This is a genomic window from Citrobacter amalonaticus (assembly GCF_037053465.1).
Lineage (GTDB): Bacteria > Pseudomonadota > Gammaproteobacteria > Enterobacterales > Enterobacteriaceae > Citrobacter_A > Citrobacter_A amalonaticus_H.
In genome coordinates this window covers 15,876-38,682 of record NZ_JBALIF010000012.1, presented here as the reverse complement: position 1 = coordinate 38,682, position 22,807 = coordinate 15,876, and the positions used below count along the sequence as shown (strand labels likewise).

The 22,807-nt window shown below is 53.5% G+C and carries 29 protein-coding genes; 16 read left to right on the top strand and 13 right to left on the bottom strand.

The genetic code is table 11. From position 1 onward, the window contains the following. Position 1: 1 nt before the first annotated feature. Genes flgH through flgB form a run of 7 tightly spaced genes read right to left on the bottom strand, consistent with a single transcriptional unit; the run spans position 2 to position 5,173 of the window. Entirely contained in the window at positions 2-700 is a 699-nt protein-coding gene (gene flgH, locus WB371_RS18000; RefSeq protein WP_336221399.1) for a flagellar basal body L-ring protein FlgH, read from the bottom strand. 57 nt (positions 701-757) lie between these two features. Continuing rightward, positions 758-1,540 carry a flagellar basal-body rod protein FlgG gene (gene flgG / locus WB371_RS17995; RefSeq protein WP_336221398.1) on the bottom strand — a complete coding sequence of 261 codons (783 nt, stop codon included), beginning with the start codon at positions 1,538-1,540 and terminating at the stop codon, positions 758-760. Between the two features lie 13 nt (positions 1,541-1,553). Beyond that, on the bottom strand, positions 1,554-2,309 hold the full coding sequence (gene flgF, locus WB371_RS17990; RefSeq protein ID WP_336221397.1) for a flagellar basal-body rod protein FlgF: 756 nt from the start codon (positions 2,307-2,309) through the stop codon (positions 1,554-1,556). 20 nt (positions 2,310-2,329) lie between these two features. Then, complete coding sequence (gene flgE, locus WB371_RS17985) at positions 2,330-3,613, bottom strand: flagellar hook protein FlgE (protein WP_336221396.1); 1,284 nt, start codon at positions 3,611-3,613, stop codon at positions 2,330-2,332. Between the two features lie 25 nt (positions 3,614-3,638). Continuing rightward, on the bottom strand, positions 3,639-4,337 hold the full coding sequence (gene flgD / locus WB371_RS17980; RefSeq protein ID WP_336221395.1) for a flagellar hook assembly protein FlgD: 699 nt from the start codon (positions 4,335-4,337) through the stop codon (positions 3,639-3,641). 11 nt (positions 4,338-4,348) lie between these two features. Continuing rightward, positions 4,349-4,753 carry a flagellar basal body rod protein FlgC gene (gene flgC / locus WB371_RS17975; RefSeq protein WP_336221394.1) on the bottom strand — a complete coding sequence of 135 codons (405 nt, stop codon included), beginning with the start codon at positions 4,751-4,753 and terminating at the stop codon, positions 4,349-4,351. 3 nt (positions 4,754-4,756) lie between these two features. Further along, positions 4,757-5,173, bottom strand: coding sequence for a flagellar basal body rod protein FlgB (gene flgB / locus WB371_RS17970; protein ID WP_336221393.1), 417 nt, complete (start codon positions 5,171-5,173; stop codon positions 4,757-4,759). A 156-nt stretch (positions 5,174-5,329) separates the two neighbouring features. Here flgB and flgA point away from each other — a divergent pair, with 156 nt between their 5' ends. From flgA to flgN, 3 genes are all read left to right on the top strand, one after another. Continuing rightward, positions 5,330-5,986, top strand: a complete 657-nt coding sequence (gene flgA / locus WB371_RS17965) for a flagellar basal body P-ring formation chaperone FlgA (protein ID WP_336221392.1) — start codon at positions 5,330-5,332, stop codon at positions 5,984-5,986. 92 nt (positions 5,987-6,078) lie between these two features. Next, positions 6,079-6,372, top strand: a complete 294-nt coding sequence (flgM, locus tag WB371_RS17960) for a flagellar biosynthesis anti-sigma factor FlgM (RefSeq protein WP_336221391.1) — start codon at positions 6,079-6,081, stop codon at positions 6,370-6,372. A 4-nt stretch (positions 6,373-6,376) separates the two neighbouring features. Beyond that, complete coding sequence (flgN, locus tag WB371_RS17955; protein ID WP_336221390.1) at positions 6,377-6,799, top strand: flagella biosynthesis chaperone FlgN; 423 nt, start codon at positions 6,377-6,379, stop codon at positions 6,797-6,799. Positions 6,800-6,883: 84 nt separating this feature from the next. Here flgN and murJ read toward each other — a convergent pair whose 3' ends face one another. From murJ to rimJ, 4 genes are all read right to left on the bottom strand, one after another. Then, positions 6,884-8,419, bottom strand: coding sequence for a murein biosynthesis integral membrane protein MurJ (gene murJ, locus WB371_RS17950; RefSeq protein WP_336221389.1), 1,536 nt, complete (start codon positions 8,417-8,419; stop codon positions 6,884-6,886). Positions 8,420-8,529: 110 nt separating this feature from the next. Further along, positions 8,530-9,453, bottom strand: coding sequence for a Gfo/Idh/MocA family oxidoreductase (locus tag WB371_RS17945; protein ID WP_336221388.1), 924 nt, complete (start codon positions 9,451-9,453; stop codon positions 8,530-8,532). A 1-nt stretch (position 9,454) separates the two neighbouring features. Next, entirely contained in the window at positions 9,455-10,102 is a 648-nt protein-coding gene (locus WB371_RS17940) for a YceH family protein (protein ID WP_336221387.1), read from the bottom strand. A 10-nt stretch (positions 10,103-10,112) separates the two neighbouring features. Beyond that, positions 10,113-10,697 (bottom strand): ribosomal protein S5-alanine N-acetyltransferase, encoded by a 585-nt coding sequence (rimJ, locus tag WB371_RS17935; RefSeq protein WP_336221470.1) that lies wholly within the window; start codon positions 10,695-10,697, stop codon positions 10,113-10,115. 352 nt (positions 10,698-11,049) lie between these two features. Here rimJ and mdtH point away from each other — a divergent pair, with 352 nt between their 5' ends. The 10 genes from mdtH to WB371_RS17885 all read left to right on the top strand — a co-directional run bounded on the left by mdtH (position 11,050) and on the right by WB371_RS17885 (position 18,484). Next, a complete protein-coding gene (gene mdtH, locus WB371_RS17930; RefSeq protein WP_336221386.1) occupies positions 11,050-12,258 on the top strand; it encodes a multidrug efflux MFS transporter MdtH in 1,209 nt (402 codons plus the stop codon). Positions 12,259-12,321: 63 nt separating this feature from the next. Beyond that, positions 12,322-12,969, top strand: a complete 648-nt coding sequence (gene grxB, locus WB371_RS17925; protein ID WP_336221385.1) for a glutaredoxin 2 — start codon at positions 12,322-12,324, stop codon at positions 12,967-12,969. A gap of 130 nt (positions 12,970-13,099) precedes the next feature. Beyond that, positions 13,100-13,660 carry a lipoprotein gene (locus WB371_RS17920; RefSeq protein ID WP_336221384.1) on the top strand — a complete coding sequence of 187 codons (561 nt, stop codon included), beginning with the start codon at positions 13,100-13,102 and terminating at the stop codon, positions 13,658-13,660. A gap of 103 nt (positions 13,661-13,763) precedes the next feature. Further along, positions 13,764-14,849, top strand: coding sequence for a dihydroorotase (gene pyrC, locus WB371_RS17915; RefSeq protein ID WP_336221383.1), 1,086 nt, complete (start codon positions 13,764-13,766; stop codon positions 14,847-14,849). A 37-nt stretch (positions 14,850-14,886) separates the two neighbouring features. Beyond that, positions 14,887-15,132 carry a DNA damage-inducible protein I gene (gene dinI / locus WB371_RS17910; RefSeq protein ID WP_336221382.1) on the top strand — a complete coding sequence of 82 codons (246 nt, stop codon included), beginning with the start codon at positions 14,887-14,889 and terminating at the stop codon, positions 15,130-15,132. Positions 15,133-15,430: 298 nt separating this feature from the next. Beyond that, positions 15,431-15,685, top strand: coding sequence for a biofilm formation regulator BssS (gene bssS, locus WB371_RS17905; protein ID WP_336221469.1), 255 nt, complete (start codon positions 15,431-15,433; stop codon positions 15,683-15,685). Positions 15,686-15,799: 114 nt separating this feature from the next. Further along, a complete protein-coding gene (gene solA, locus WB371_RS17900) occupies positions 15,800-16,918 on the top strand; it encodes an N-methyl-L-tryptophan oxidase (RefSeq protein ID WP_336221381.1) in 1,119 nt (372 codons plus the stop codon). A 47-nt stretch (positions 16,919-16,965) separates the two neighbouring features. Then, complete coding sequence (locus WB371_RS17895; RefSeq protein ID WP_336221380.1) at positions 16,966-17,079, top strand: DUF2770 family protein; 114 nt, start codon at positions 16,966-16,968, stop codon at positions 17,077-17,079. A gap of 260 nt (positions 17,080-17,339) precedes the next feature. After that, positions 17,340-17,912, top strand: a complete 573-nt coding sequence (locus WB371_RS17890; protein WP_336221379.1) for a cytochrome b — start codon at positions 17,340-17,342, stop codon at positions 17,910-17,912. Next, complete coding sequence (locus WB371_RS17885; protein ID WP_336221378.1) at positions 17,909-18,484, top strand: YceI family protein; 576 nt, start codon at positions 17,909-17,911, stop codon at positions 18,482-18,484. The genes WB371_RS17890 and WB371_RS17885 overlap by 4 nt, the downstream gene beginning before the upstream one ends. Positions 18,485-18,521: 37 nt before the next feature. Here WB371_RS17885 and WB371_RS17880 read toward each other — a convergent pair whose 3' ends face one another. Beyond that, positions 18,522-19,574 (bottom strand): rhodanese-related sulfurtransferase, encoded by a 1,053-nt coding sequence (locus tag WB371_RS17880; RefSeq protein ID WP_336221377.1) that lies wholly within the window; start codon positions 19,572-19,574, stop codon positions 18,522-18,524. Between the two features lie 227 nt (positions 19,575-19,801). Here WB371_RS17880 and WB371_RS17875 point away from each other — a divergent pair, with 227 nt between their 5' ends. The 3 genes from WB371_RS17875 to WB371_RS17865 all read left to right on the top strand — a co-directional run bounded on the left by WB371_RS17875 (position 19,802) and on the right by WB371_RS17865 (position 22,559). Beyond that, positions 19,802-20,722, top strand: coding sequence for a Kdo(2)-lipid IV(A) acyltransferase (locus WB371_RS17875; protein ID WP_336221376.1), 921 nt, complete (start codon positions 19,802-19,804; stop codon positions 20,720-20,722). A gap of 160 nt (positions 20,723-20,882) precedes the next feature. Beyond that, positions 20,883-22,103 carry a multidrug efflux MFS transporter MdtG gene (mdtG, locus tag WB371_RS17870; RefSeq protein ID WP_336221375.1) on the top strand — a complete coding sequence of 407 codons (1,221 nt, stop codon included), beginning with the start codon at positions 20,883-20,885 and terminating at the stop codon, positions 22,101-22,103. 81 nt (positions 22,104-22,184) lie between these two features. Beyond that, a complete protein-coding gene (locus WB371_RS17865; protein WP_336221374.1) occupies positions 22,185-22,559 on the top strand; it encodes a MysB family protein in 375 nt (124 codons plus the stop codon). Here the strand turns inward: WB371_RS17865 and WB371_RS17860 are convergent, their stop codons facing one another. Beyond that, positions 22,560-22,799 carry a YceK/YidQ family lipoprotein gene (locus WB371_RS17860; RefSeq protein ID WP_420704061.1) on the bottom strand — a complete coding sequence of 80 codons (240 nt, stop codon included), beginning with the start codon at positions 22,797-22,799 and terminating at the stop codon, positions 22,560-22,562. Between the last annotated feature and the right edge of the window lie 8 nt (positions 22,800-22,807).

Here is a 22,807-nt window from a genome sequence, read left to right as displayed (position 1 = left end):
CTTACATCGGCGACAGGTTGAGGAAGAAACGCTGGAGCCAGCCCATATTTTGCGCTTCGTTGATGTAGCCGTTACCGACATATTCAATACGCGCATCGGCCACCTGCGTCGACGGAACGGAGTTACTGCCGCTAATGGTGCGCGGATTCACCACCCCGGAGAAGCGGATGAACTCAGTGCCCTGGTTGATGGCAATCTGCTTTTCACCCACAACATGTAAATTGCCGTTGACCAGCACCTGATCGACGGTCACAGTCAGCGTGCCGCTAAAGGTATTGCTGGCGTTAGCGCCGCCTTTACCGTTAAAGGTATTCCCGCCAGAGGCGTCAACATCCGCTCTCGCGTTGCCAAAGAGCCCTTGCAGATAACGCGGGACGGTATCGAAGCCAAAGTTGGTTTTACCGTCACGACTGGCGTTCGCAGAAGAGCTTTTACTGGCGCTGACGTTTTCCTGTAGCACGATGGTCAGCGTGTCGCCAATGTTGCGCGGACGGCGGTCCTCAAACAGCGGCTGGTAGCCATAGTTGATGGGCTGCGCGGACTGAAAAATCGACCCATTCGCTACCGGCGTCGGGCCAGGAATCGGCTGCGCCGTGGTCGCGCCCTGAACGAGCGGAGTGGAAGGTATCCAGGCACATCCTGACAGCGAAACCACCAGCAGGGCCATAATCGGGTAAGCGTGCGCAGCGTTTTTTTGCATTGCCTTTATCTTCTGAAACAGGGTGCCGGTGAGACAACCGCCCCACCGGATCACGCCTTAGAGTTGCGTCAGTTTTTGCAGCATCTGGTCAGTCGTCGATACCGCTTTGCTGTTAATTTCGTAGGCGCGTTGAACCTGAATCATATTGACCAGTTCTTCCGCGACATTAACGTTTGAGGTCTCGACATAGCCCTGATACAGCAGACCCGCACCGTTCAACCCTGGCGTACTATCGTTTGGCGCGCCAGAAGACTGGGTTTCGGTGTACAGGTTTTCGCCTATGCTCTCCAGACCGGTATCGTTCATAAAGGTTGTGAGGTTCAACTGTCCGACCTGAACCGGTGCAGCCTGACCCTGCTGGGTCACGCTAACCACGCCATCACGACCGATAGTGATACTCAGCGCGTTCGCCGGAATGGTAATCGCAGGCTGAACCTGAAAGCCGCCCGCCGTCACCAGTTGACCGTTCTGATCGACCTGGAATGAACCATCGCGGGTATACGCAGAGGTTCCATCCGGCAACAGCACCTGAAAGAACCCCTGCCCTTTAATCGCGACGTCTTTACTGTTGTTGGTTTGCGACAGGTTGCCCTGACTGTGCAAACGTTCGGTTGCGACCGGACGCACGCCGGTCCCGATTTGCAGACCGGACGGCAGCGTGGTTTGCTCAGAAGACTGCGCGCCAGGCTGACGAATAGTCTGGTAAAGCAGATCTTCAAACACCGCACGCTGACGTTTAAAACCATTGGTACTGACGTTTGCCAGGTTGTTGGCAATCACATCCATATTGGTTTGCTGCGCGTCCAGGCCGGTTTTGGCGATCCATAATGAACTGATCATAAAATGTCCTGTGTTAACTCATCGACAGCAGTTGGTTAGCGCGCCCCGCGTTGTCATCCACGCTGCTGATAACCTTCATCTGCATCTCAAAACGGCGGGCGCTGGCAATCATGTCGCTCATCGCGGACACCGAGTTGACGTTACTGCCCTCCAGTACCCCCGACATCACACGGATGCTGGGATCGGGTTGCAGCACCGGACCTCGGGTTGCCTGGGCCGCGGCGGTCAGACGAAACATGCCGTCGTCGCCCCGCTGCACTTCGTTGCCTTGCGCCTTCACCAGTTTCAGACGTCCTACCGGGGCGATGGTGTTTGCCGGGTCGCCCGGATTGAGCGCGGAGATCGTCCCGTCGGCCGCAATGGTGATTTCTGAACCTTCCGGTACGGCAATCGGTCCCGCCTCACCGATGACAGGATGCCCCTGAATGGTCAGTTGTCCGGTCGGATCGACCTGAATGCTGCCGTTACGGGTATACCCTTCGCGACCATCTGCGGTCTGTACGGCCAGCCAGCCGTCCTGCTGTAATGCGACATCAAGCGGACGCGAGGTGTAATCCATCTGTCCGGGCGTCATATCCGCCCCCGGCGTTGAAGCGGTCACCAGCGTACGCGTGGGCAGCGACAAACCTTCAACCGGGACGGCGCGCAGCGCATTAAGCTGTGCGCGAAATCCCGGCGTTGAGGCGTTTGCGAGGTTACTGGCCGTCACTGCCTGTTGGTTCAGCGTCTGACTGGCCGCCCCCATAGCGGTATAGATTGCGTGATCCATTAAGCTATCCCGTCAGGCGCTTAGCGCAGGTTAACCAGCGTGTTGAGGATCTGGTCCTGGGTTTTGATGGTCTGCGCGTTCGACTGATAGTTACGCTGCGCGACAATCATGTTCACCAGTTCTTTACTCAGATCCACATTGGAAGACTCCAGCGCGCCGTTGGTCAGCTTGCCGAAGTTACCGGTGCCCGCCGTTCCCAGCAGTTCTACGCCAGAAGCCTGAGTTGCCGCCCAGACGTTGTCGCCCTGAGAGGCCAGGCCTTCATTGTTGGCAAAGTTCGCCAGCACGATTTGGCCGAGGATCTGTTTCTGTTCGTTGGAGTAGTTACCAACTACGGTGCCGTCGTCGTTAATCTGGTAGCTGACCAGGTCGCCCGGTTTGTAACCGTTCTGGGTTGTGGCAATCACCGCGTTTGAGCCGGTGTTCTGCTGCATTGAGTTTTGCAGGCTGAGAGTGAACTGCGCAGGAACCGCGCCGTTTACCGTCCCGGTGGTGATCTCAAATGAAGGGGTAGCATTCGCCGTCCCGTTCAGCGTCCAGGTTGATTCAGTGGCGGGTGGAACAGGCGCAACTTCGGTATACCCTGTGACGGTATCGAGCGCGCCATTCTCGTCGAACTTCATCTGCGCAGACTTCACCAGCGGCGAGTTAGCCACGCTGGAGTCCTGTGTCCAGACATCCCAGGTGTTATCGCCGGTTTTGACGTAATAGAGGTTAATGTCATGCTGGTTACCCTGGCTGTCGAACACCGTCACCGGGGCACGTTTGTTATAGCTGTCAGCGTCAGTCGGTTTAAAAGGGGTGTTCGCCGGAATTTTATCCGTCGAGTTCAGGTTAATTTGCATCGCCGCAGTATCGGTGCTTTTCGCTCCCATCAGGGTGTTCGGGATAGTAATCGGCCCCGGATTTGCCCCCTGTTGGATAGTCGGCGGCGTACCGGTTGCCGGATAGCCCGTCAGTTGCATCCCCTGCATGTTGACCAGATTACGGTTTTCATCGAGCTTAAACTGTCCGTTACGGCTGTAGAAAACGGAACCGTTACTGTCGACCAGACGGAAGAAACCATTCTGGCTGATGGCGACATCCAGGCCACGACCGGTATTGGTGGTTGTCCCGTCGGTAAAGTCCTGGGTAATTCCCGCAACTTTTACCCCCAGACCGACTTTGGAACCCGCAAACATATCCGCAAAGGACGCCGTACCTGATTTAAAACCATAGGTGGCGGAGTTGGCGATGTTGTTACCAATGACATCGAGGTTGGTGGCGGCGGCATTCAGGCCGCTTACCGCTTGTGAAAAAGCCATGATGACTCCTGATTAGTGTGAAGGCTTAGATGATCTGCCGTACTTCGTCGAGGGTGGTGGTGCCATAAGTGCCGAGATCGAGGGTGTTGCCGCCATTGCTGCGGATCACCCCCTGCACCAGAGCAAACTGCAGTGGCTGGGCCACCAGTTGCGTCGCGCCGTTGCTGGCGTTGATCGCAACGTTATAAGAGCCGTTTGGCGCCGTGGTGCCATCGGTCAGGGTGCCGTCCCAGGTAAAGGTGTGTACCCCTGCTTTCAGTGCGCCAATCTCAATCGTCCTCACCACTCTGCCATCTTTATCGGTAATGGTGGCGGTGACTTTGTCTGCCGGTTGTTGCAGCTCAACGCCAAACGGCGTCGTGGTGGTGGTCGCCCCCTCTTCGGTGCCTTTGCCCGCCAGAACGGTAGTACCCGGGATCATCACGCCATGACCAATCAGCGCGCTGGCCTGTAAGGACTGACTGTTGTCAATTTGACCGGAAATCGAACCCAGCGTGGTGTTCAGCTTCTCGATCCCGCTTACGGTGCTGATCTGCGCTAACTGGGTGGTCAGCTCATTGTTCTGCATCGGGTTGGTGGGATCCTGGTTCTTCAGTTGCGCCACCAGCAGCGTCAGAAAGCTGCTTTGCAGATCGGAGGCATTGCTGCCGGTCAGCGAACTCCCGTTGCTGGTGTTTTTCACGCCAGTGTTAGTCGGATCGTTTACGTTTACCGCAATAGACATCGCCGTCTCCTTTACTGGCCCAGTGTCAGGGTTTTAAGCATCATGCTTTTAACCGTGTTGAGTACTTCAACGTTTGCCTGATAGCTGCGGGAAGCCGACATGGTGTTAACCATTTCGCCCACCACATCCACATTTGGCATCTTCACGTAGCCGTTCGCGTCCGCCAGCGGATTGCCCGGCTCGTAGACCAGTTTGTCCGGCGCCTGGCTCTCAATCACGTCCGACACCTTCACCCCGCCCGTCGCCACACCGGGCGCCGCGTCGACCTGAAAGACCACCTGTTTGGCACGATAAGGTTGACCATCCGGACCTGTGACGCTGTCGGCGTTCGCCAGGTTACTGGCCGCCACGTTCAGACGCTTGGACTGCGCCGTTAAAGCCGAACCAGCAATATCAAAAATATTCAGCAGCGCCACGGATTAGTTCCCTCCCTGTAGCACGTTCATCATGCCTTTAATCTGGCCGCTCAACGCGGTCAGACTCATTTGGTATTTCAGGCTGTTATCCGCAAACTGCGTACGTTCGCGATCCATATCAACAGTGTTGCCGTCGAGTGAAGGCTGATCGGGAATGCGATAAAGCAGATCGCCAGGCGCTGTCTGGATGGCCTGGGCAGGAATATGTTGGGCAGCGGTCAATGCCAGCGAAATACCACTGGTTTCTTGCCGTCCACGCACCATGACTTTTTTTAATTCACTGGCAAAATCCATGTCGCGCGCCTGATACCCCGGCGTATCGGCGTTAGCAATGTTAGCGGCCAGTACTTCTTGCCGTTGGGCACGCAGATTCAGCGCTTCCTGTTGAAAACGTAAAGCGGCATCGAGCTTATCGAGCATATCTCCTCCGCAGATGACAAAATTCAGCCGACAGCTTAAATCTCATTACGCGCGCGTTATCGCCGGAATAAACGCAAAATGCGTCGCTATTTATTGCGTTGATGGTTGCGTCACACAGGTAGAATCCTGTCATTGCTAAAACGGAGGGAGGTGACGATGCGAACGTTAAAAGGTGGATTAGCCATGCTGGCGTTGCTGCTCAGCCCCCTGACCCTGGCTCAGGATTTAAACTCGCAGTTGAACGACTGGTTTGCCCAGCGTCTGGCCGGATTCAGCGATGACGTGGTGGTCACCGTCCGTACCGCGCCCAATCTGCTGCCGCATTGCGACACACCTGCGTTCAGCATGACCGGCGCGAAGCTCTGGGGAAACGTCAACGTCCTGGCGCGCTGTGCGAATGAAAAACGCTATTTGCAGGTTAACGTTCAGGCGACAGGCAACTATGTGGTTGCCGCCGTGCCCGTCGCACGCGGTGGAACGATAGGCCCGGCCAGCGTCACGCTAAAACGCGGACGGCTTGATCAACTGCCGCCCCGTACCGTGCTGGATATCAGTCAGATTCAGGACGCGGTAAGCCTGCGCGACCTTGCGCCGGGGCAGCCCATCCAGCTCAACATGCTGCGACAGGCATGGCGCATTAAAGCCGGGCAGCGTGTGCAGGTCATCGCCAGTGGTGATGGATTTCGCGTCAATGCGGAAGGTAAAGCGTTGAACAATGCGTCGGTGGCGCAAAACGCAAGAGTGAGAATGTTATCGGGACAGATCGTCAACGGGATTGTCGACCCTGATGGGAATATTCTTATTAACCTATAATAAGTTAAAGATTTTGTGGCGGCTGCCGATAGTTATGAAACATTTGATGATAGCTTGCCGCTACAGCATAACCCCTCGATGAGGATGATAAAATGAGCATTGACCGTACCTCACCTTTGAAACCCGTTAGCACCGTCCAGCCGCGGGAAACCAGCGATACGCCGGTACAAAAAGCCCGTCAGGAAAAAACCTCCACGGCAACCAGCACCAGCGTGACGTTAAGCGATGCTCAGGCCAAACTGATGCAACCCGGCGCCAGCGATATCAACATGGAACGCGTTGAGGCGCTGAAAACCGCCATTCGCAACGGCGAGCTGAAAATGGACACAGGAAAAATTGCCGACGCGCTGATCCGCGAGGCGCAGAGCTATCTCCAGAGTAACTGATCGTATGACTCGCTTGTCAGAAATACTTGATCACATGACGGCCGTTCTGAATGACCTGAAAACGGTGATGGATGCCGAACAACAACAACTTTCCGTCGGCCATATTAACGGTAGCCAGTTGCAGCGTATTACAGAAGAAAAAAGCTCTCTGCTGGCCACCCTGGATTATCTGGAACAGCAGCGACGTCTGGAACAAGACTCGCAGCGTAGCGCCAACGATGACGTCGCCGAGCGCTGGAAAGCGATTACGGAAAAAACGCAGCATTTACGCGATCTCAACCAGCACAACGGCTGGCTGCTGGAAGACCAGATTGAGCGCAACCAACAGGCGCTTGAGGTGCTGAAGCCTTATCAGGAGCCTTCGCTCTATGGAGCAAACGGTCAGGCCGCTTCTGCCCATCGCGGCGGAAAAAAAATCTCGATTTAACGGTTGTCGGATGGCGACGTTTCGCCTTATCAGACCTCCACTGTGCGGTAGGTCTGATAAGCAAAGCGCCATCAGGCATCCTGATTACGCCGTCCGGCGTGCAAACTCTTTGACTTTAAAGCCCATCACCGCCAGTGCAGCAAAGTAGGCGGCAATCCCGGCGACCACCACCGCCATCAGGCGAAGCAGACGCCACAACATCGTGCCCTGTGACCATTCCGGCATGATGTGCAACATGCCTACCAGTACGGCCGACATCACCAACACGGCAATCACCAGACGGCTCAGAAAACCCATCCAGCCTGGTTGCGGGGTAAAAATCTTCTGCTTACGCAGTTGCCAGTACAGCAGCCCGGCGTTCAGACAGGCGGCGAGACCAATCGACAACGACAGCCCGGCGTGTTTTAGCGGCCCGATAAACGCGAGGTTCATCAATTGCGTCATAATCAGGGTCACAATGGCGATCTTGACCGGTGTTTTGATATCCTGACGCGAGTAAAACCCCGGTGCCAGCACTTTCACCACGATCAGCCCCATCAGCCCCACCGAATAGGCAATTAACGCCCGTTGCGTCATTAGCGCATCAAAGGCGGTGAATTTACCGTACTGGAACAGCGAGGCAATGAGCGGACCGGAGAGGATCCCGAGCGCCACCGCGCTTGGCAGCGCCAGCAGGAAGCATAACCGCAATCCCCAATCCATCAGACGGCAATATTCATCGTGGTTACCGCTGGCAAAGCTCTTCGACAGTGAAGGCAGCAGAATGGTCCCCAGCGCCACGCCCAACACGCCGGACGGAAACTCCATCAGACGATCTGCGTAGTACATCCACGACACGGAACCGGATGCCAGAAAGGAGGCAAAAATAGTGTTAATGATAAGCGAGATCTGGCTGACGGAAACCCCGAGGATCGCCGGGCCCATCTGCTTCACTACCCGCATTGCACCTGTGTCACGAAAGTTGATACGCGGCAGCACCAGCATGCCGATTTTTTTCAGATGCGGCAGTTGGTACACCAGTTGCAGCACGCCGCCGACGGTGACCGCCCAGGCCAGCGCCAGTACTGGCGGGTTGAAATACGGTGCGGCGAACAGCGCGAAACCAATCATGCTGATATTCAGAAAGGTCGGGGCAAACGCCGGGATGGAGAAGCGGTTCCACGTATTGAGGATCGCCCCAACCAGCGATGCCAGTGAAATCAGCAGAATATAGGGAAAGGTAATTTGCAGCAGCCGGGTGGTGAGCGCAAATTTATCGGCGGTATCGGCAAAGCCCGGTGCCGTCACCATAATCACCCAGGGGGCAGCCAGCATCCCGGCGACGGTCACCACCGCCAGCGCCAGCGTCAGCAGCCCCGAGACATAGGAGACAAACACGCGGGTGGCCTCTTCGCCCTGCTTACTTTTGTATTCGGCGAGGATAGGTACAAACGCCTGAGAAAACGCCCCTTCGGCAAAAATGCGGCGTAACAGGTTAGGCAATTTAAAGGCCACAAAAAAAGCATCGGTCGCCATCCCGGCACCAAAAATTCTGGCGACAATCGCGTCTCGCGCAAACCCCAGCACGCGCGAAAACATGGTCATTGAGCTGACGGCTGCCAGCGATTTTAACAAATTCATCTCTTTTTTATTCCAGACCCTACGGCAAAACGCCTGCAAAGCAGGCGTTGGAAGAGGCGCTTAGTCTACCGGGATTACGGTGAATTACTACCGCCAGATGTTACAGGGAATTATTCGCTCATCGCCTCGCGCCAGAGCTTTTCTACTACCCGCTGGGCGAGGATCGCCTGCTCTCCGGCGGTTTCCGGAACTGTCTGATTTTGTACGCATTCCACAAAATGGCGCGCGCAGCCCGCAAAGCCACGCTGCTCAAGCGTCGTCTGCCAGCCAGGAACCGGTTTATGCACCACGCCCTGTCCGCGCTCTTCTCGCCATTCACGCATATCTGTCACATCAATCAGAGCGCCATCCGTTACCGCCTGAACACACTCCCGCTGGCTTCCCGCCCGGCGATGCATACTGGTGGTGACGTGCAACTGGTCGGCAGTAAAGTGATGCTCCGCATAGAGCATCTCGCCCGCGTCATTAGTGAGCAGCGATCCGCTACTCAGTTGTGCCTTGCCGCCGGCGAGCCACAGCGCCGTGTCAACCACGTGCAGATAATCATCCAACAGCGTAAACCGCAGATCGTGAGGGCCTACACTGTTAGTCCGGTGTTTATCCATGCGCACAGAGGCCGCGTTATCCAGTTCGGCCTTCAGATCACGATATAGCGGCGCAAAGCGGCGGTTAAACCCGACCATTAGCGTCAGCTTTTTCTTTGCCGCCAGTTCCACCAGCCGTTCTGCATCGCGTAAGTTTTCTGCCAACGGCTTATCAACGCAAACATGCACGCCAGCATTGAGCAGTTCACTGACGACGGCATAATGGGTCGCGGTGCTGGAGTGGACAAACACCGCGTCACAGTCTGCGGCCAGACTCGTGAGCGATGCGGCATACGGCATACGCCAGGTTTCACAGATCTTTTCCGCTTTTTCACGCGAGGGCGACCAGGCGGCCTGTAGCGTCCAGTCGCCTGACGTACCGAGCACAGGCAGCCAGGCTTTCTGCGCGATACCCCCCAGCCCCACCACCCCAATGCGTAATGTCGTCACGTTATTCTCCCAGATGCGCCAGCAGTGACTCCAGTCGCTGCTTCAGTTCAGCGACTTCGCTTTCCAGCAGTTCAACGCGGGCCTGTAAATCCCCTGCTGCGGCCTGTGGCGCTTCTGTCGCGAGCGCCTGTTCGTCCACATCACCGCAGAACAAATGCATATAACGGCTCTCGCGTTTACCCGGCTCACGCGCCAGACGAACAACATAAGGGCCGTCTTCACGCGTCGCCAGTTGCTCAAGCGTCGCCTCAACCTGCGCCATATCGCTGAACTCATACATTCGCGAAGCACGGCTGCGCAATTCACCTGGCGTTTGCGCGCCCCGCAGCAGCAATGTGGTGACCAGCGCCACTTCCGCAGGGCTGAGCTTCAGATTGCCAAACTCAGAGTTACAAAAACGCTGTTCGTATTTGGTGACACGATTGCCAAAACCGCTCACGGTACGCAGGAAATGGCGTTTTACCAGGTTGTCGAGTTGCTCCTGCACCTCATGCTCAGAAAGATTCATCACTGGTTCGCGGTTGGTTTTCTGGTTACAGGCGGTGACGACGCCGTTTACAGAAAGCGGATACTGCTCCGGCGTGGTGACCTGTTTTTCCAGCAGGCAGCCTATCACCCGGGCTTCAACGGCAGTTAATTCATATTTCATTAGGGTATCCTCACCGACCTGCGGTCCATTCTGCTGTCGTTAACGCTGTCAGCACGTGGTCACGCCACTGACCGTCAATCAACAGATAATCTTTGGCGTAGCCCTCTTTTTCAAAGCCGAGCCGTGCCAGTAAATCGCCGCTGCGTTTATTGTGCGGCATGTAGTTCGCCATAATGCGATGAATATGCTGCGTGCGTTGCATATAGCGGATGGCGGCGGTCAACGCTTCAAACATCAGGCCTTGTCCCTGCCATTTCTGGGCGATGGAGTAGCCCAGATAACAGGCATGGAACGACCCCCGCACCACGTTAGAGAAATTCGCCACGCCGATGATCTCCTTTTCGTCAGGATCCAGCAGCGCAAAATAGTATGCGGAACCTTGCTTATGAAATTCGGCGATCATGCCAAGTCGTGCCTGCCAGCCGGAAGGGTAGCAGTGACTCTCATCGCGAATGGGTTCCCAGGGTTTTAAAAAATGACGATTTTCCGCGTAATAATCTGCCAGACGCCAGGCATCACGCTCATGCACTAAACGCACGACCAGGCGGTCGGTGGTTAAGCGCACTTTTGGCACGTTACTGCGATAGCCAAACATAGTTATTCCTACTCCTTCCCGAATCGCCGTTATCCACGCCATCCTTCAGTCTGCCCCTGCGTTGGCTGCGTCCTGAATGATTGGGTGTATTTACCCTGACTGACTTACTATACCTGCGCAAATCCGCCCTGTGAAAAGCGCAGTTCGCCATTTTTTGAATTATTCCTGCATTTTGATGAAAACTCTCTATCAAGATGGACTTTTGATAAAAAAATATTGTCCCGCCAGGGGTGGGCAAAAAGAGAGCAAACCCGCAGAATAGAAGCGTCCCTATTGATAACTCTTAGTTATTCCTGTTACAGGCGCATGTTTGTAGCAGGAAGCATGACGAGTCTATTTCCCGGGAGGGGAAATGTCGCGTGTCTCGCAGGCCAGGAACCTGGGTAAATATTTCCTGCTCATCGATAATATGCTGGTGGTGTTGGGCTTCTTCGTCGTTTTCCCACTGATCTCAATTCGTTTCGTCGATCAAATGGGGTGGGCCGCGGTTATGGTCGGCATCGCGCTGGGTCTGCGCCAGTTCATCCAGCAGGGATTAGGTATTTTCGGCGGCGCAATTGCCGACCGTTTTGGCGCGAAACCGATGATCGTCACCGGCATGTTAATGCGCGCCGCCGGGTTCGCTACTATGGGTATCGCCCATGAACCCTGGCTTCTGTGGTTTTCCTGCTTTCTCTCTGGTCTCGGCGGTACGCTGTTCGACCCACCACGCTCGGCGCTGGTGGTTAAGCTGATTCGCCCTGAGCAACGTGGTCGTTTTTTCTCTTTATTAATGATGCAGGACAGCGCCGGGGCCGTTGTGGGTGCGCTGTTAGGCAGTTGGCTGTTGCAGTATGACTTCCGCCTGGTTTGCGCTACCGGCGCGATTCTGTTTGTGCTCTGTGCCGCTTTCAACGCCTGGCTACTCCCTGCCTGGAAACTCTCCACGGTGCGCATTCCGGTACGTGAAGGGATGGGCCGCGTACTGAGTGATAAACGCTTTGTCACCTATGTGCTGACGCTGGCAGGCTATTACATGCTGGCAGTTCAGGTGATGCTGATGCTGCCAATTATGGTCAATGACATCGCCGGATCCCCCTCCGCGGTGAAATGGATGTACGCCATTGAAGCGTGTCTGTCACTGACCCTGCTCTACCCTATCGCCCGCTGGAGCGAGAAACGCTTCCGGCTTGAGCATCGCCTGATGGCGGGCCTGCTGCTTATGACCCTGAGCATGTTGCCCATCGGACTGGTGAGTGATTTACAGCAACTGTTTACGCTAATTTGCACGTTCTACATCGGCTCGATTATCGCTGAACCCGCACGTGAAACGCTTAGCGCCTCGCTGGCGGATGCGCGGGCACGCGGTAGCTATATGGGCTTTAGCCGACTGGGATTAGCCATTGGCGGCGCGATTGGCTATATCGGCGGCGGCTGGCTGTTTGATATGGGCAAACTGCTCCAGCAACCGGAGTTACCGTGGATGATGCTGGGGATTATCGGCGTTATCACCTTTCTGGCGCTGGGCTGGCAGTTCAGCCACAGGCGCACATCCCGGCGCATGCTGGAACCCGGCGCCTGATTTGATACCTGCGCGCGTCTCCTCCATACTGAAAGAGAACTGACAGTCAAATGGAGGAGAAACGTGAAGCTTTATATTTACGATCACTGCCCTTTCTGCATCAAAGCCCGCATGATTTTCGGCCTCAAAAACATCCCCGTCGAACTGAATGTCTTAGCCAATGACGATGACGCCACGCCAACCCGGATGATTGGCCAAAAGATGGTTCCCATTTTGCAAAAAGACGACAGCCGCTATATGGCTGAAAGCATCGACATTGTGCATTACGTCGACAAGATCGATGGAAAACCCCTGCTCACCGGCAAGAAAAATCCTGCCATTGAAGAATGGCTGCGTAAGGTGAACAGCTATGTCAATCACCTGCTACTGCCGCGTTTTGCAAAATCTGCGTTTGCGGAGTTTTCCACTCCTTCGGCACGCAAATACTTTACTGAGAAGAAAGAGGCAATGATCGGCAGTTTTGCTGACCATCTGTCCCATTCCGCAGGCCTGACCAAAAAAATCAGTGACGATCTGCGTGCCCTGGACAAGCTCATCGTCAAACCTAACGCGGTGAATGGCGAACTTTCGGAAGATGATATCCAGTTGTTCCCTTTGCTGCGTAATCTGACACTGGTGTCAGGTATCACCTGGCCGACACGCGTCGCAGACTATCGCGACAATATGGCGAAACAGACGCAGATCAATCTGTTATCATCTATGGCGATATAACCCTTACCCGCGGTGGTATGTTCAGACATATCACCGTTATTTTCAGTTTTATCTACTGGCGGCGTTCGCGCCGGTAATACATGCTGCGTGATATCAAAACGATGTCGATTGCATCATGTTGAGGAACCTCATGAAGAAGATTTTTTTTGCCGCCGCGCTGATGGTTGGCGGCTTATTAGCTGGCTGTAACCAGCTCACACAGTACACCGTAAGCGAACAAGAAATTAATCAGGCGCTGGAAAAGCGCAATAATTTTGCCAAAGATATCGGCTTGCCTGGTGTGGCTGATGCGCACATTGTACTGAATAACCTCGCCAGCCAGATTGGTCGGGAAGAACCCAACAAAGTGACGCTAACCGGCGATGCTATGCTGGATATGAATTCGCTGTTCGGCAGTCAAAAAGCGACTATTAAGCTGAAGCTCAAAGCGCTGCCGATGTTTAATAAGGAAAAAGGGGCGATTTACCTGCAGGAAATGGAAGTGGTGGATGCCACCGTCACTCCGGAAAAAATGCAATCTATTCTGCAAACGCTGATGCCCTATCTGAACCAGTCGCTGCGTAATTACTTTAACCAGCAACCGGCCTATGTTCTGCGAGAAGACAGCAGTAAAGGCGAAGCGCTGGCGAAAAAATTTGCTAAAGGCATTGAGGTGAAACCGGGGGAAATTATCATCCCGTTCACCGATTAAACGACAAGGGCGCTCCGGTGCCTTTTTTTACGTGCAAACGAAAACGTTTCCGCTTATCCTTTGTGTCCGGCAAAAATGACATCCCCCCAGCCGGAGCCTATTGATGACAGCACCTTCCCAGGTTTTAAAAATTCGCCGCCCAGATGACTGGCACCTTCACTTTCGCGATGGCGAGATGCTGAAAACGGTCGTGCCTTATACCAGCGACGTTTATGCTCGTGCGATTGTAATGCCAAATCTGGCACCGCCGATCACCACGGTTGATGCAGCGATCGCATATCGCCAGCGTATTCTTGATGCCGTCCCTGCCGGACACACCTTCACCCCGCTGATGACCTGTTACTTAACAGATACGCTGGACCACGACGAACTGGAACGCGGATTCCATGAAGGCGTGTTCACCGCAGCAAAACTGTACCCGGCGAATGCCACCACCAACTCCAGCCACGGCGTGACCTCCATTGATGCAATTATGCCGGTGCTGGAACGAATGGAAAAACTGGGTATGCCGCTGCTGGTGCATGGCGAAGTCACCCACGCGGAGATTGACATTTTCGACCGGGAAGCACGTTTTATAGACACGGTAATGGAGCCTCTGCGCCAGCGCCTTCCCGCACTGAAAGTCGTTTTCGAACATATCACCACCAAAGATGCTGCCGAATATGTTCGCGATGGAAATGAACGGCTGGCCGCGACGATCACGCCGCAGCACCTGATGTTTAACCGCAACCACATGCTGGTTGGCGGTATTCGCCCGCATCTCTATTGTCTGCCAATTCTGAAACGCAATGTGCACCAACAGGCACTACGTGAGCTGGTCGCCAGTGGGTTTGAACGCGCTTTCCTCGGAACCGACTCTGCGCCGCACGCTCGTCATCGTAAGGAAGCAAGCTGCGGCTGTGCCGGCTGTTTTAACGCGCCAACGGCGCTGGCGAGCTACGCCACTGTGTTTGACGAGATGAATGCCCTTGCGCATTTTGAGGCATTCTGCTCGCTGAATGGACCACGTTTCTACGGCCTGCCGGTGAATGAAACGTTTATCGAACTGGTACGTGAAGAGCAGCAGATCCCGGAGAGCATTGCGTTAACTGACGATTCGCTGGTGCCCTTCCTTGGCGGAGAAGCGGTTCGCTGGTCAATTAAAAAGAAAAAAAAATCAGCGCCCCCTGTTGTAATATCGCCGAGATAACTGTATAAATAACCAGTATATTATACAGGGGGCCATTATGCGTATTGAAGTCACTATTGCTAAAACTTCACCTTTGCCTGCCGGCGCAATTGATGCACTGGCGGGTGAACTCTCCCGCCGTATCACCCATCATTTTCCCGATAATGACGGCAACGTTACCGTTCGTTATGCTGCCGCGAATAATTTGTCCGTGATTGGCGCATCGAAAGAAGATAAAGAACGCATCAGCGAAATTCTTCAGGAAACCTGGGAAAGTGCGGATGACTGGTTCATCAAAGAATAAAAATGCTATGCCGTAGTCTCTTTTGCCGGGTCGCCCCGGCTTTTTTATTCTCAGCAACGATTTGTTGCGCAACTGGCTATATTTTCGCCATTACTCAAAATCATTGCACAACATACTTAAAAAGAGTGAACAAGATGGGGTGAAATACCCACATAATTCTTATTTTTTAGAAAATTATGCTTATCCCTCTTTAAATTTTCAGTGAATACCCTTATTTATTGATATACTGAAGTTGCTTCAGATAAAAACGCATTGAACCTCGAAAACCGTTGTCTTGTAACACGAATTAGGGGGCATGATGGAAAAGAATAATGAAGTCATTCAGACTCATCCGCTTGTGGGATGGGACATCAGCACCGTTGACAGCTATGACGCGCTGATGCTGCGTTTACACTACCAGACGCCGAATCGCCCGGAACAGGCGGATACGGAGGTAGGTCAAACGCTCTGGTTAACCACCGATGTTGCCAGACAATTTATTTCGATATTAGAAGCCGGTATTGCCAAAATCGAATCCGGTGATTACCAGGAAAATGAATACCGTCGGCACTAATGAGACGGAAATGTTCACCAAAAAGGCACCTTCACGGTGCCTTTGCCATTTCTGGGTTGTATTACGCATTTCACTTATTTACTCTGCTTGCATCGCGATAGCAGAGAGATACCAATGAAATACGATTTAATCATTATAGGCAGCGGATCCGTTGGTGCAGCCGCAGGTTATTATGCCACTCGCGCCGGGTTAAATGTCCTGATGACAGACGCGCATATGCCCCCCCACCAACAGGGCAGTCATCACGGCGACACACGATTGATCCGCCACGCTTATGGCGAAGGGGAAAAGTATGTTCCGCTGGTACTCCGCGCGCAGGCGCTGTGGGACGAACTCTCTGCGCAAAATGAAGATCCCATTTTCATTCGTTCCGGCGTCGTCAACCTCGGCCCGTCCGGGTCAGCCTTCCTGACCAACGTCGCAAACAGCGCGAAACAGTGGCAGTTGAACGTTGAGCAACTGGATGCCAACGCCATTATGGCGCGCTGGCCTGAAATTCGCGTCCCGCAAGACTATACGGGGCTGTTTGAAGCGGATTCCGGGTTCCTGCGCAGCGAACTGGCGATAAAAACCTGGATCCGTCTGGCAGAAAAAGCGGGATGCGCGCAACTCTTCAACTGTCCGGTCACTGCCCTTCGTCATGATGAGGATGGCGTGACGATTGAAACACCTGACGGTGAATACCGCGCGAAGAAGGCGCTGGTGAGTGCAGGCACCTGGGTTAAGACGCTGCTTCCCCAACTCCCCATTCGGCCCGTACGCAAAGTGTTTGCCTGGTATCAGGCGGATGGACGTTACAGCGTTAAAAACCACTTTCCGGCCTTTACGGGTGAACTGCCAAATGGCGATCAGTACTACGGTTTTCCGGCTGAAAACGATGAACTTAAAATCGGCAAGCATAATGGCGGGCAGGAAATAAATGCTGAGGATGAACGCGTGCCTTTTGCCGCTATCGCCAGCGATGGTTCTGAAGCTTTCCCGTTCCTGCGTCAGGTTCTTCCTGGCATTGGCTGCTGTCTGCATGGAGCGGCATGTACCTATGACAACTCTCCGGATGAAGACTTTATCATCGATACACTCCCCGGCCATGACAACACGCTGATTATCACTGGCCTCAGCGGTCATGGTTTTAAGTTTGCCCCGGTATTAGGTGAAATTGCCGCAGATTTTGCTCAGGAAAAACCCACAGCCTTTGACCTTACGCCATTCAGACTGTCCCGGTTTACGTCATAATCGTTAAATGGCCTCACGATGAGGCCGTTTTTTATGGTGATGAAAATATGCGGCATCTGTTTCTCTGGCTGGTCAACAATATTCGCGAGCATTTTATGCTTTACGTTATTTTGTGGTCTCTTCTGGCTATCCTCGATGTTATTTATCTCTTTTTTTACTGACCTGTTGCGATTGACAAATATTGACATAAACTGAAGTTCATCTAATTTTAGTTTGATTTTTTGAACGAACCGATTACCTCACGCTACCTGGATAGCATCACCTCGTAGTCCTGAAACACGAATCTATTGAAGAAAAATTTCAGGCTCAGACAAATTTATTGAAAAAAAATTAAATATTCTCGCAAGTGTTATTTTTTAGTTGCAATACTGTCTCTGACACGCCATTTTCATTCAATCCTGAAATATAAACTGGTGTGTTTATGCAGTTTTCAAATACCCCTCAACGCTATGGTTTTATTTCTGCCTCGCTACATTGGCTCACTGCCCTTGTGGTGTACGGCATGTTTGCCCTTGGCCTCTGGATGGTTACGCTCAGCTACTACGACGGCTGGTATCATCAGGGACCTGAAATACACAAAAGCATCGGGATCCTTTTGATGATGGGTCTGGTCGTGCGTGTTATGTGGCGTCTTTTCTCCCCACCGCCGAAAGCACTGCACAGCTATTCGACATTGACCCGGATCAGCGCATCACTGGGCCACATCGCGCTCTATCTGCTGCTGTTCAGCCTTATCATTAGCGGCTATCTGATTTCGACTGCGGACGGTAAACCGATTAGCGTTTTTGGCTGGTTTGAGGTTCCGGCGACCTTTGCTGACGCTGGCGTTCAGGCCGATCTCGCGGGAAGCATTCATCTGTGGCTGGCCTGGAGTGTGGTCATTCTTTCCGTTCTGCACGGCCTGATGGCCTTCAAACATCACTTTATTGATAAAGACGACACCCTGAATCGCATGTTGGGTAAATCGTCATCTGACTATGGAGCTCAAAAATGAAAAAAAGCCTGCTGGGTTTAACCTTCGCCTCTTTGCTGTTCACGACCGGTTCGGCCCTTGCCGCGGACTATAAAATTGACAAAGAAGGGCAACATGCCTTTGTGAATTTCCGCATTCAGCATCTGGGATACAGTTGGCTGTACGGGACGTTTAAAGATTTCGACGGGACTTTTACCTTTGATGAAAAGAACCCCGCTGCGGATAAAGTGAATGTGACTATCAATACCAACAGCGTGGATACCAACCATGCCGAGCGCGATAAGCACCTGCGTAGCGCCGATTTCCTGAACGTGGCGAAATTCCCGCAAGCCACTTTTACCTCCACCAGCGTGAAGAAAGATGGAGATGAACTGGACATCACCGGTAACCTGACGCTGAACGGTGTGACAAAGCCTGTCACGCTGGAAGCCAAAATGATTGGTCAGGGCGACGATCCGTGGGGCGGCAAACGTGCAGGCTTTGAAGCCGAAGGTAAAATTAAGCTGAAAGATTTCAACATCACTACCGATCTGGGTCCAGCCTCGCAGGAAGTGGATTTGATTATCTCAGTGGAAGGCGTACAGCAGAAGTAAGTCTAACGAGAGAGGGGCTTGTCCCCTCTCCTGCTCTTTACTTTGTGGGGTCGGGAATCCCCAGTTTCGTGTTCAGACGTCCACGCGATTTATTGAAGATCTTATTCCCGTTTTCACGTCCTGCACGGCGGCGACGCTGCTCATCTCCCGGCAACGCGCGCTCTTCACAGCAAAGGTCGCTACAGCACCCTTTATACTTTTGCGCACAGGCCGGGCACTGAATAAACAGCAGATGGCAGCCGTCGTTTTTGCAATTGGTGTGACTGTCACACGGCGCGCCGCACTGATGGCAATGCGCGATCACCTCATCGGATATACGCTCGCCCATACGCTCATCGAACACAAAATTCTTGCCAATGAAACGCACCGGTAGCCCCTGTTCGCGGGCTTTCCGCGCATATTCGATAATCCCGCCTTCGATGTGCCACACTTTGTTAAAACCGTTGTGCTTCATCCACGCGCTGGCTTTTTCACAGCGAATACCGCCCGTACAGTACATGACGATTTTTTTATCCTTGTGCGCCTGCATCATCTCAACCGCTTTCGGTAACTGCTCGCGGAAGGTATCAGCCGGAATTTCCAGCGCGTTCTCAAAATGCCCTACCTCGTATTCATAGTGGTTACGCATATCGATGAAAACCGCCTCCGGATCGTCCAGCATCGCGTTGACTTCAGCCGCTTTCAGGTAATCGCCAACGTCGCTGGCGTCAAAATCCGGATCGTCGATACCGTCCGCCACAATGCGATCGCGCACCTTCATCCGCAGCACCCAGAAGGATTTACCGTCATCCTCCAGCGCAATATTCAGGCGCAGGCCATCGAGCGCGGGATCAAAGGCATAGAGCTGCTCGCGGAAAGTCTCAACCTGACTTTGCGGCACGCTGATTTGGGCATTAATACCTTCATGGGCCAGATAGATGCGACCAAACACATTCAAGGCTGTTAGCTTCTGATACAACGCATCACGTGTGGCCTGCGGATCCGCAATGGTAAAATACTTGTAGAAAGAAATGGTCGTGCGCGGCTCAGTTTCAGCCAGCATACGGGCCCTGAGGTCATCATTGGAAATGCGGTTGTGTAACACTGGCATGGTGTACGAATCCTGCAAAGAGTGAAAATCAAAATCGGCGGCATCATATAGCAATCACCACCAATTTACATCCACACATTTTGCGCTACATTTCTTTTTTCAAACGCTAAATATGACAACATTTGCTGTTTTTATCGCCACTCTTTAGTCGCATATTTTTGCTGAGCGCGAAAAAATGCAACAATACCAGTAATTGTCCGTTTTAAGATTTTTTTTACAGGAATGACATGACGAATTTACCTAAGTTCTCCGCAGCATTACTGCATCCACGGTATTGGTTAACCTGGCTCGGTATTGGCGCACTTTGGTTGGTCGTGCAGTTGCCCTACCCGATTCTCTACCGCCTGGGTCATATGATGGGCCATCTGGCACGTCGCCTGATGAAGCAACGCGCAAAAATCGCTTATCGCAATCTTGAACTCTGTTTTCCCGAGATGAGTGAACGCGAGCGTCATGACAGGGTGGTAAAAAACTTTGAATCCGTCGGTATGGGTCTGATGGAAACCGGCATGGCCTGGTTCTGGTCCGACAAGCGTATCGCCCGTTGGACCGAAGTGATTGGCATGGAGCATATTCGCGAGGTTCAGTCGCAAAAGCGCGGCATTTTACTGGTTGGCCTGCACTTTCTGACCCTGGAACTCGGTGCGCGTCAGTTTGGCTTGCAGGAACCGGGGATCGGCGTGTATCGACCCAATGACAATCCCCTGATCGACTGGCTGCAGACCTGGGGGCGGATGCGCTCCAATAAATCGATGCTCGATCGCAAGGATCTGAAAGGCATGATTAAGGCACTGAAAAAAGGCGAAGTCGTCTGGTATGCGCCGGACCATGACTATGGCCCTCGTGCCAGTGTGTTTGTCCCGCTTTTTGCTGTCGACCAGGCCGCCACGACGTCGGGCACCTGGATGCTGGCGCGCATGTCCAACGCCTGTCTGGTGCCGTTTGTGCCGCGTCGTAAACCGGATGGCACTGGCTATCAGTTGATTATGTTACCGCCGGAGTGTTCACCACCGCTGGACGATGCAGAAACTACCGCAGCCTGGATGAACAAGATTGTTGAGAAATGCATCATGATGGCGCCAGATCAGTACATGTGGTTGCACCGCCGTTTTAAAACGCGCCCTGCCGGAATGCCCTCCCGCTACTGACTATTTTTAACGCAGCCCTTCGGGCTGCTTTTTTCTTCCATTTTAGCGATTAAAGCCCTCTGGATTGCAGCCTCCGGCACGCAGGCGCATAATGAATATGCTTAATTTATATTCGTTTTTTGCCTGATAGCGCCTGGGGCGCGTCATACTGCGGATCGCTATGTCAGTCTCTGATACTCCCATAAACTGGAAACGCAATCTTACCGTCGCCTGGCTTGGCTGTTTTTTAACCGGCGCCGCATTTAGCCTGGTGATGCCTTTTTTACCGCTTTATGTCGAGCAACTCGGCGTCACAGGCCACAGTGCGCTCAATATGTGGTCCGGACTGGTTTTCAGTATTACGTTTCTGTTTTCCGCCATTGCTTCTCCTTTCTGGGGTGGACTTGCCGATCGTAAAGGCCGAAAGATCATGTTGCTGCGCTCCGCCCTCGGGATGGCAATTGTGATGCTGCTGATGGGACTTGCGCAAAACATCTGGCAATTTCTGGCGCTGCGCGCGCTGCTCGGCTTACTCGGCGGTTTCATTCCCAACGCTAACGCCCTGATCGCCACGCAGGTACCACGATATAAAAGCGGGTGGGCGCTGGGGACACTGTCGACCGGGGGCGTCAGCGGCGCGCTGTTGGGGCCGCTGGCAGGCGGTTTGCTTGCCGATCAGTATGGTTTGCGTCCCGTTTTCTTCATCACTGCCAGCGTGTTGCTGATCTGTTTCTTGCTGACACTGTTTTTCATTCGTGAGCATTTTCAACCCGTCAGCAAGAAAGAGATGCTGCATATGCGCGAGGTGGTAACCTCGTTAAAAAACCCGAAACTGGTGCTCAGTCTGTTTGTCACGACCTTAATCATTCAGGTGGCGACCGGTTCTATCGCGCCGATCCTGACGCTCTATGTGCGGGAGCTTGCGGGTAACGTCAGCAATATCGCGTTTATCAGCGGGATGATCGCCTCGGTGCCCGGTGTGGCAGCATTACTCAGTGCGCCACGATTAGGCAAACTGGGGGATCGGATCGGGCCGGAGAAAATCCTCATCGTCGCGCTGATGCTTTCTGTTCTGCTGCTGATCCCCATGTCGTTTGTGCAGACGCCGTGGCAACTGGCAGTTCTGCGCTTTTTACTGGGTGCCGCCGATGGCGCGCTGCTCCCTGCGGTGCAAACGCTGCTGGTGTACAACTCCACTAACCAGATTGCCGGGCGCATATTCAGCTATAACCAGTCGTTTCGCGATATCGGTAACGTCACAGGTCCGTTAATGGGCGCAGCGATTTCGGCCAGTTACGGATTCCGCGCTGTCTTTCTGGTCACTGCGGGTGTGGTCCTGTTTAACGCGATCTATTCGTGGAACAGCCTGCGCCACCGCCCTCTCTCGCGGTCAGTTGGGTGAATTTTCAGCATTCATACTTGCAAAACCGCAGAATCAGCTATTCTTTCCCTGAATACCTCAGCAAATCAAAGGGAGAGACTGATGACCATGTACGCAACGCTGGAAGAAGCCATTGACGCAGCCCGTGAAGAATTTCTGGCAGACCATCCTGAAATTGACCAGGAAGATGCCAATGTACAACAGCTCAACGTGCAAAAATACGTCCTGCAGGATGGCGACATCATGTGGCAGGTCGAGTTTTTTGCCGATGAAGGCGAGGAAGGTGAATGTCTGCCCATGCTGAGTGGTGAGGCCGCGCAAAGTGTCTTTGACGGCGATTACGATGAGATAGAGATCCGCCAGGAGTGGCAGGAAGAAAACACGCTGCACGAATGGGATGAAGGTGAATTCCAGCTTGAGCCACCGCTGGATACGGAAGAAGGTCAAACCGCCGCTGACGAGTGGGATGAACGCTGATTACTCGTAAGGGCCGTGGTGCGCATCCAGCGGCAACAGCAACGTGTCAAATACCAGGGAAAACGGTAAATCGAGAATGGTGAGATAACGCCATGCCGAATCCCGCACATCCCATTGAACCCCCGGATAGTACTGGTTGCCATGCCCCTGTCCGGGGATTGTCCGACTGATAATGCTGCCACAGCCGCTTAGCAGCACGACCATCATACCCATCGCCAGTATTCGCACCTGATACCTCATCATTTGTT

Excerpts from the sequence above, each read along its gene's own strand:
- flgB (WP_336221393.1), bottom strand. The coding sequence starts at position 5,173 with ATGCTCGATAAGCTCGATGCCGCTTTACGTTTTCAACAGGAAGCGCTG.
- WB371_RS17890 (WP_336221379.1), top strand. The coding sequence starts at position 17,340 with ATGCAGTTTTCAAATACCCCTCAACGCTATGGTTTTATTTCTGCCTCG.
- dinI (WP_336221382.1), top strand. The coding sequence starts at position 14,887 with ATGCGTATTGAAGTCACTATTGCTAAAACTTCACCTTTGCCTGCCGGC.
- flgH (WP_336221399.1), bottom strand. The coding sequence starts at position 700 with ATGCAAAAAAACGCTGCGCACGCTTACCCGATTATGGCCCTGCTGGTG.
- flgM (WP_336221391.1), top strand. The coding sequence starts at position 6,079 with ATGAGCATTGACCGTACCTCACCTTTGAAACCCGTTAGCACCGTCCAG.
- WB371_RS17940 (WP_336221387.1), bottom strand. The coding sequence starts at position 10,102 with ATGAAATATGAATTAACTGCCGTTGAAGCCCGGGTGATAGGCTGCCTG.
- WB371_RS17860 (WP_420704061.1), bottom strand. The coding sequence starts at position 22,799 with ATGAGGTATCAGGTGCGAATACTGGCGATGGGTATGATGGTCGTGCTG.
- WB371_RS17920 (WP_336221384.1), top strand. The coding sequence starts at position 13,100 with ATGAAGAAGATTTTTTTTGCCGCCGCGCTGATGGTTGGCGGCTTATTA.
- WB371_RS17895 (WP_336221380.1), top strand. The coding sequence starts at position 16,966 with ATGCGGCATCTGTTTCTCTGGCTGGTCAACAATATTCGCGAGCATTTT.
- rimJ (WP_336221470.1), bottom strand. The coding sequence starts at position 10,697 with ATGTTTGGCTATCGCAGTAACGTGCCAAAAGTGCGCTTAACCACCGAC.
- flgG (WP_336221398.1), bottom strand. The coding sequence starts at position 1,540 with ATGATCAGTTCATTATGGATCGCCAAAACCGGCCTGGACGCGCAGCAA.
- flgD (WP_336221395.1), bottom strand. The coding sequence starts at position 4,337 with ATGTCTATTGCGGTAAACGTAAACGATCCGACTAACACTGGCGTGAAA.
- flgE (WP_336221396.1), bottom strand. The coding sequence starts at position 3,613 with ATGGCTTTTTCACAAGCGGTAAGCGGCCTGAATGCCGCCGCCACCAAC.
- flgA (WP_336221392.1), top strand. The coding sequence starts at position 5,330 with ATGCGAACGTTAAAAGGTGGATTAGCCATGCTGGCGTTGCTGCTCAGC.
- pyrC (WP_336221383.1), top strand. The coding sequence starts at position 13,764 with ATGACAGCACCTTCCCAGGTTTTAAAAATTCGCCGCCCAGATGACTGG.
- mdtH (WP_336221386.1), top strand. The coding sequence starts at position 11,050 with ATGTCGCGTGTCTCGCAGGCCAGGAACCTGGGTAAATATTTCCTGCTC.
- WB371_RS17865 (WP_336221374.1), top strand. The coding sequence starts at position 22,185 with ATGACCATGTACGCAACGCTGGAAGAAGCCATTGACGCAGCCCGTGAA.
- mdtG (WP_336221375.1), top strand. The coding sequence starts at position 20,883 with ATGTCAGTCTCTGATACTCCCATAAACTGGAAACGCAATCTTACCGTC.
- solA (WP_336221381.1), top strand. The coding sequence starts at position 15,800 with ATGAAATACGATTTAATCATTATAGGCAGCGGATCCGTTGGTGCAGCC.
- murJ (WP_336221389.1), bottom strand. The coding sequence starts at position 8,419 with ATGAATTTGTTAAAATCGCTGGCAGCCGTCAGCTCAATGACCATGTTT.
- bssS (WP_336221469.1), top strand. The coding sequence starts at position 15,431 with ATGGAAAAGAATAATGAAGTCATTCAGACTCATCCGCTTGTGGGATGG.
- flgN (WP_336221390.1), top strand. The coding sequence starts at position 6,377 with ATGACTCGCTTGTCAGAAATACTTGATCACATGACGGCCGTTCTGAAT.
- WB371_RS17880 (WP_336221377.1), bottom strand. The coding sequence starts at position 19,574 with ATGCCAGTGTTACACAACCGCATTTCCAATGATGACCTCAGGGCCCGT.
- WB371_RS17875 (WP_336221376.1), top strand. The coding sequence starts at position 19,802 with ATGACGAATTTACCTAAGTTCTCCGCAGCATTACTGCATCCACGGTAT.
- flgF (WP_336221397.1), bottom strand. The coding sequence starts at position 2,309 with ATGGATCACGCAATCTATACCGCTATGGGGGCGGCCAGTCAGACGCTG.
- WB371_RS17885 (WP_336221378.1), top strand. The coding sequence starts at position 17,909 with ATGAAAAAAAGCCTGCTGGGTTTAACCTTCGCCTCTTTGCTGTTCACG.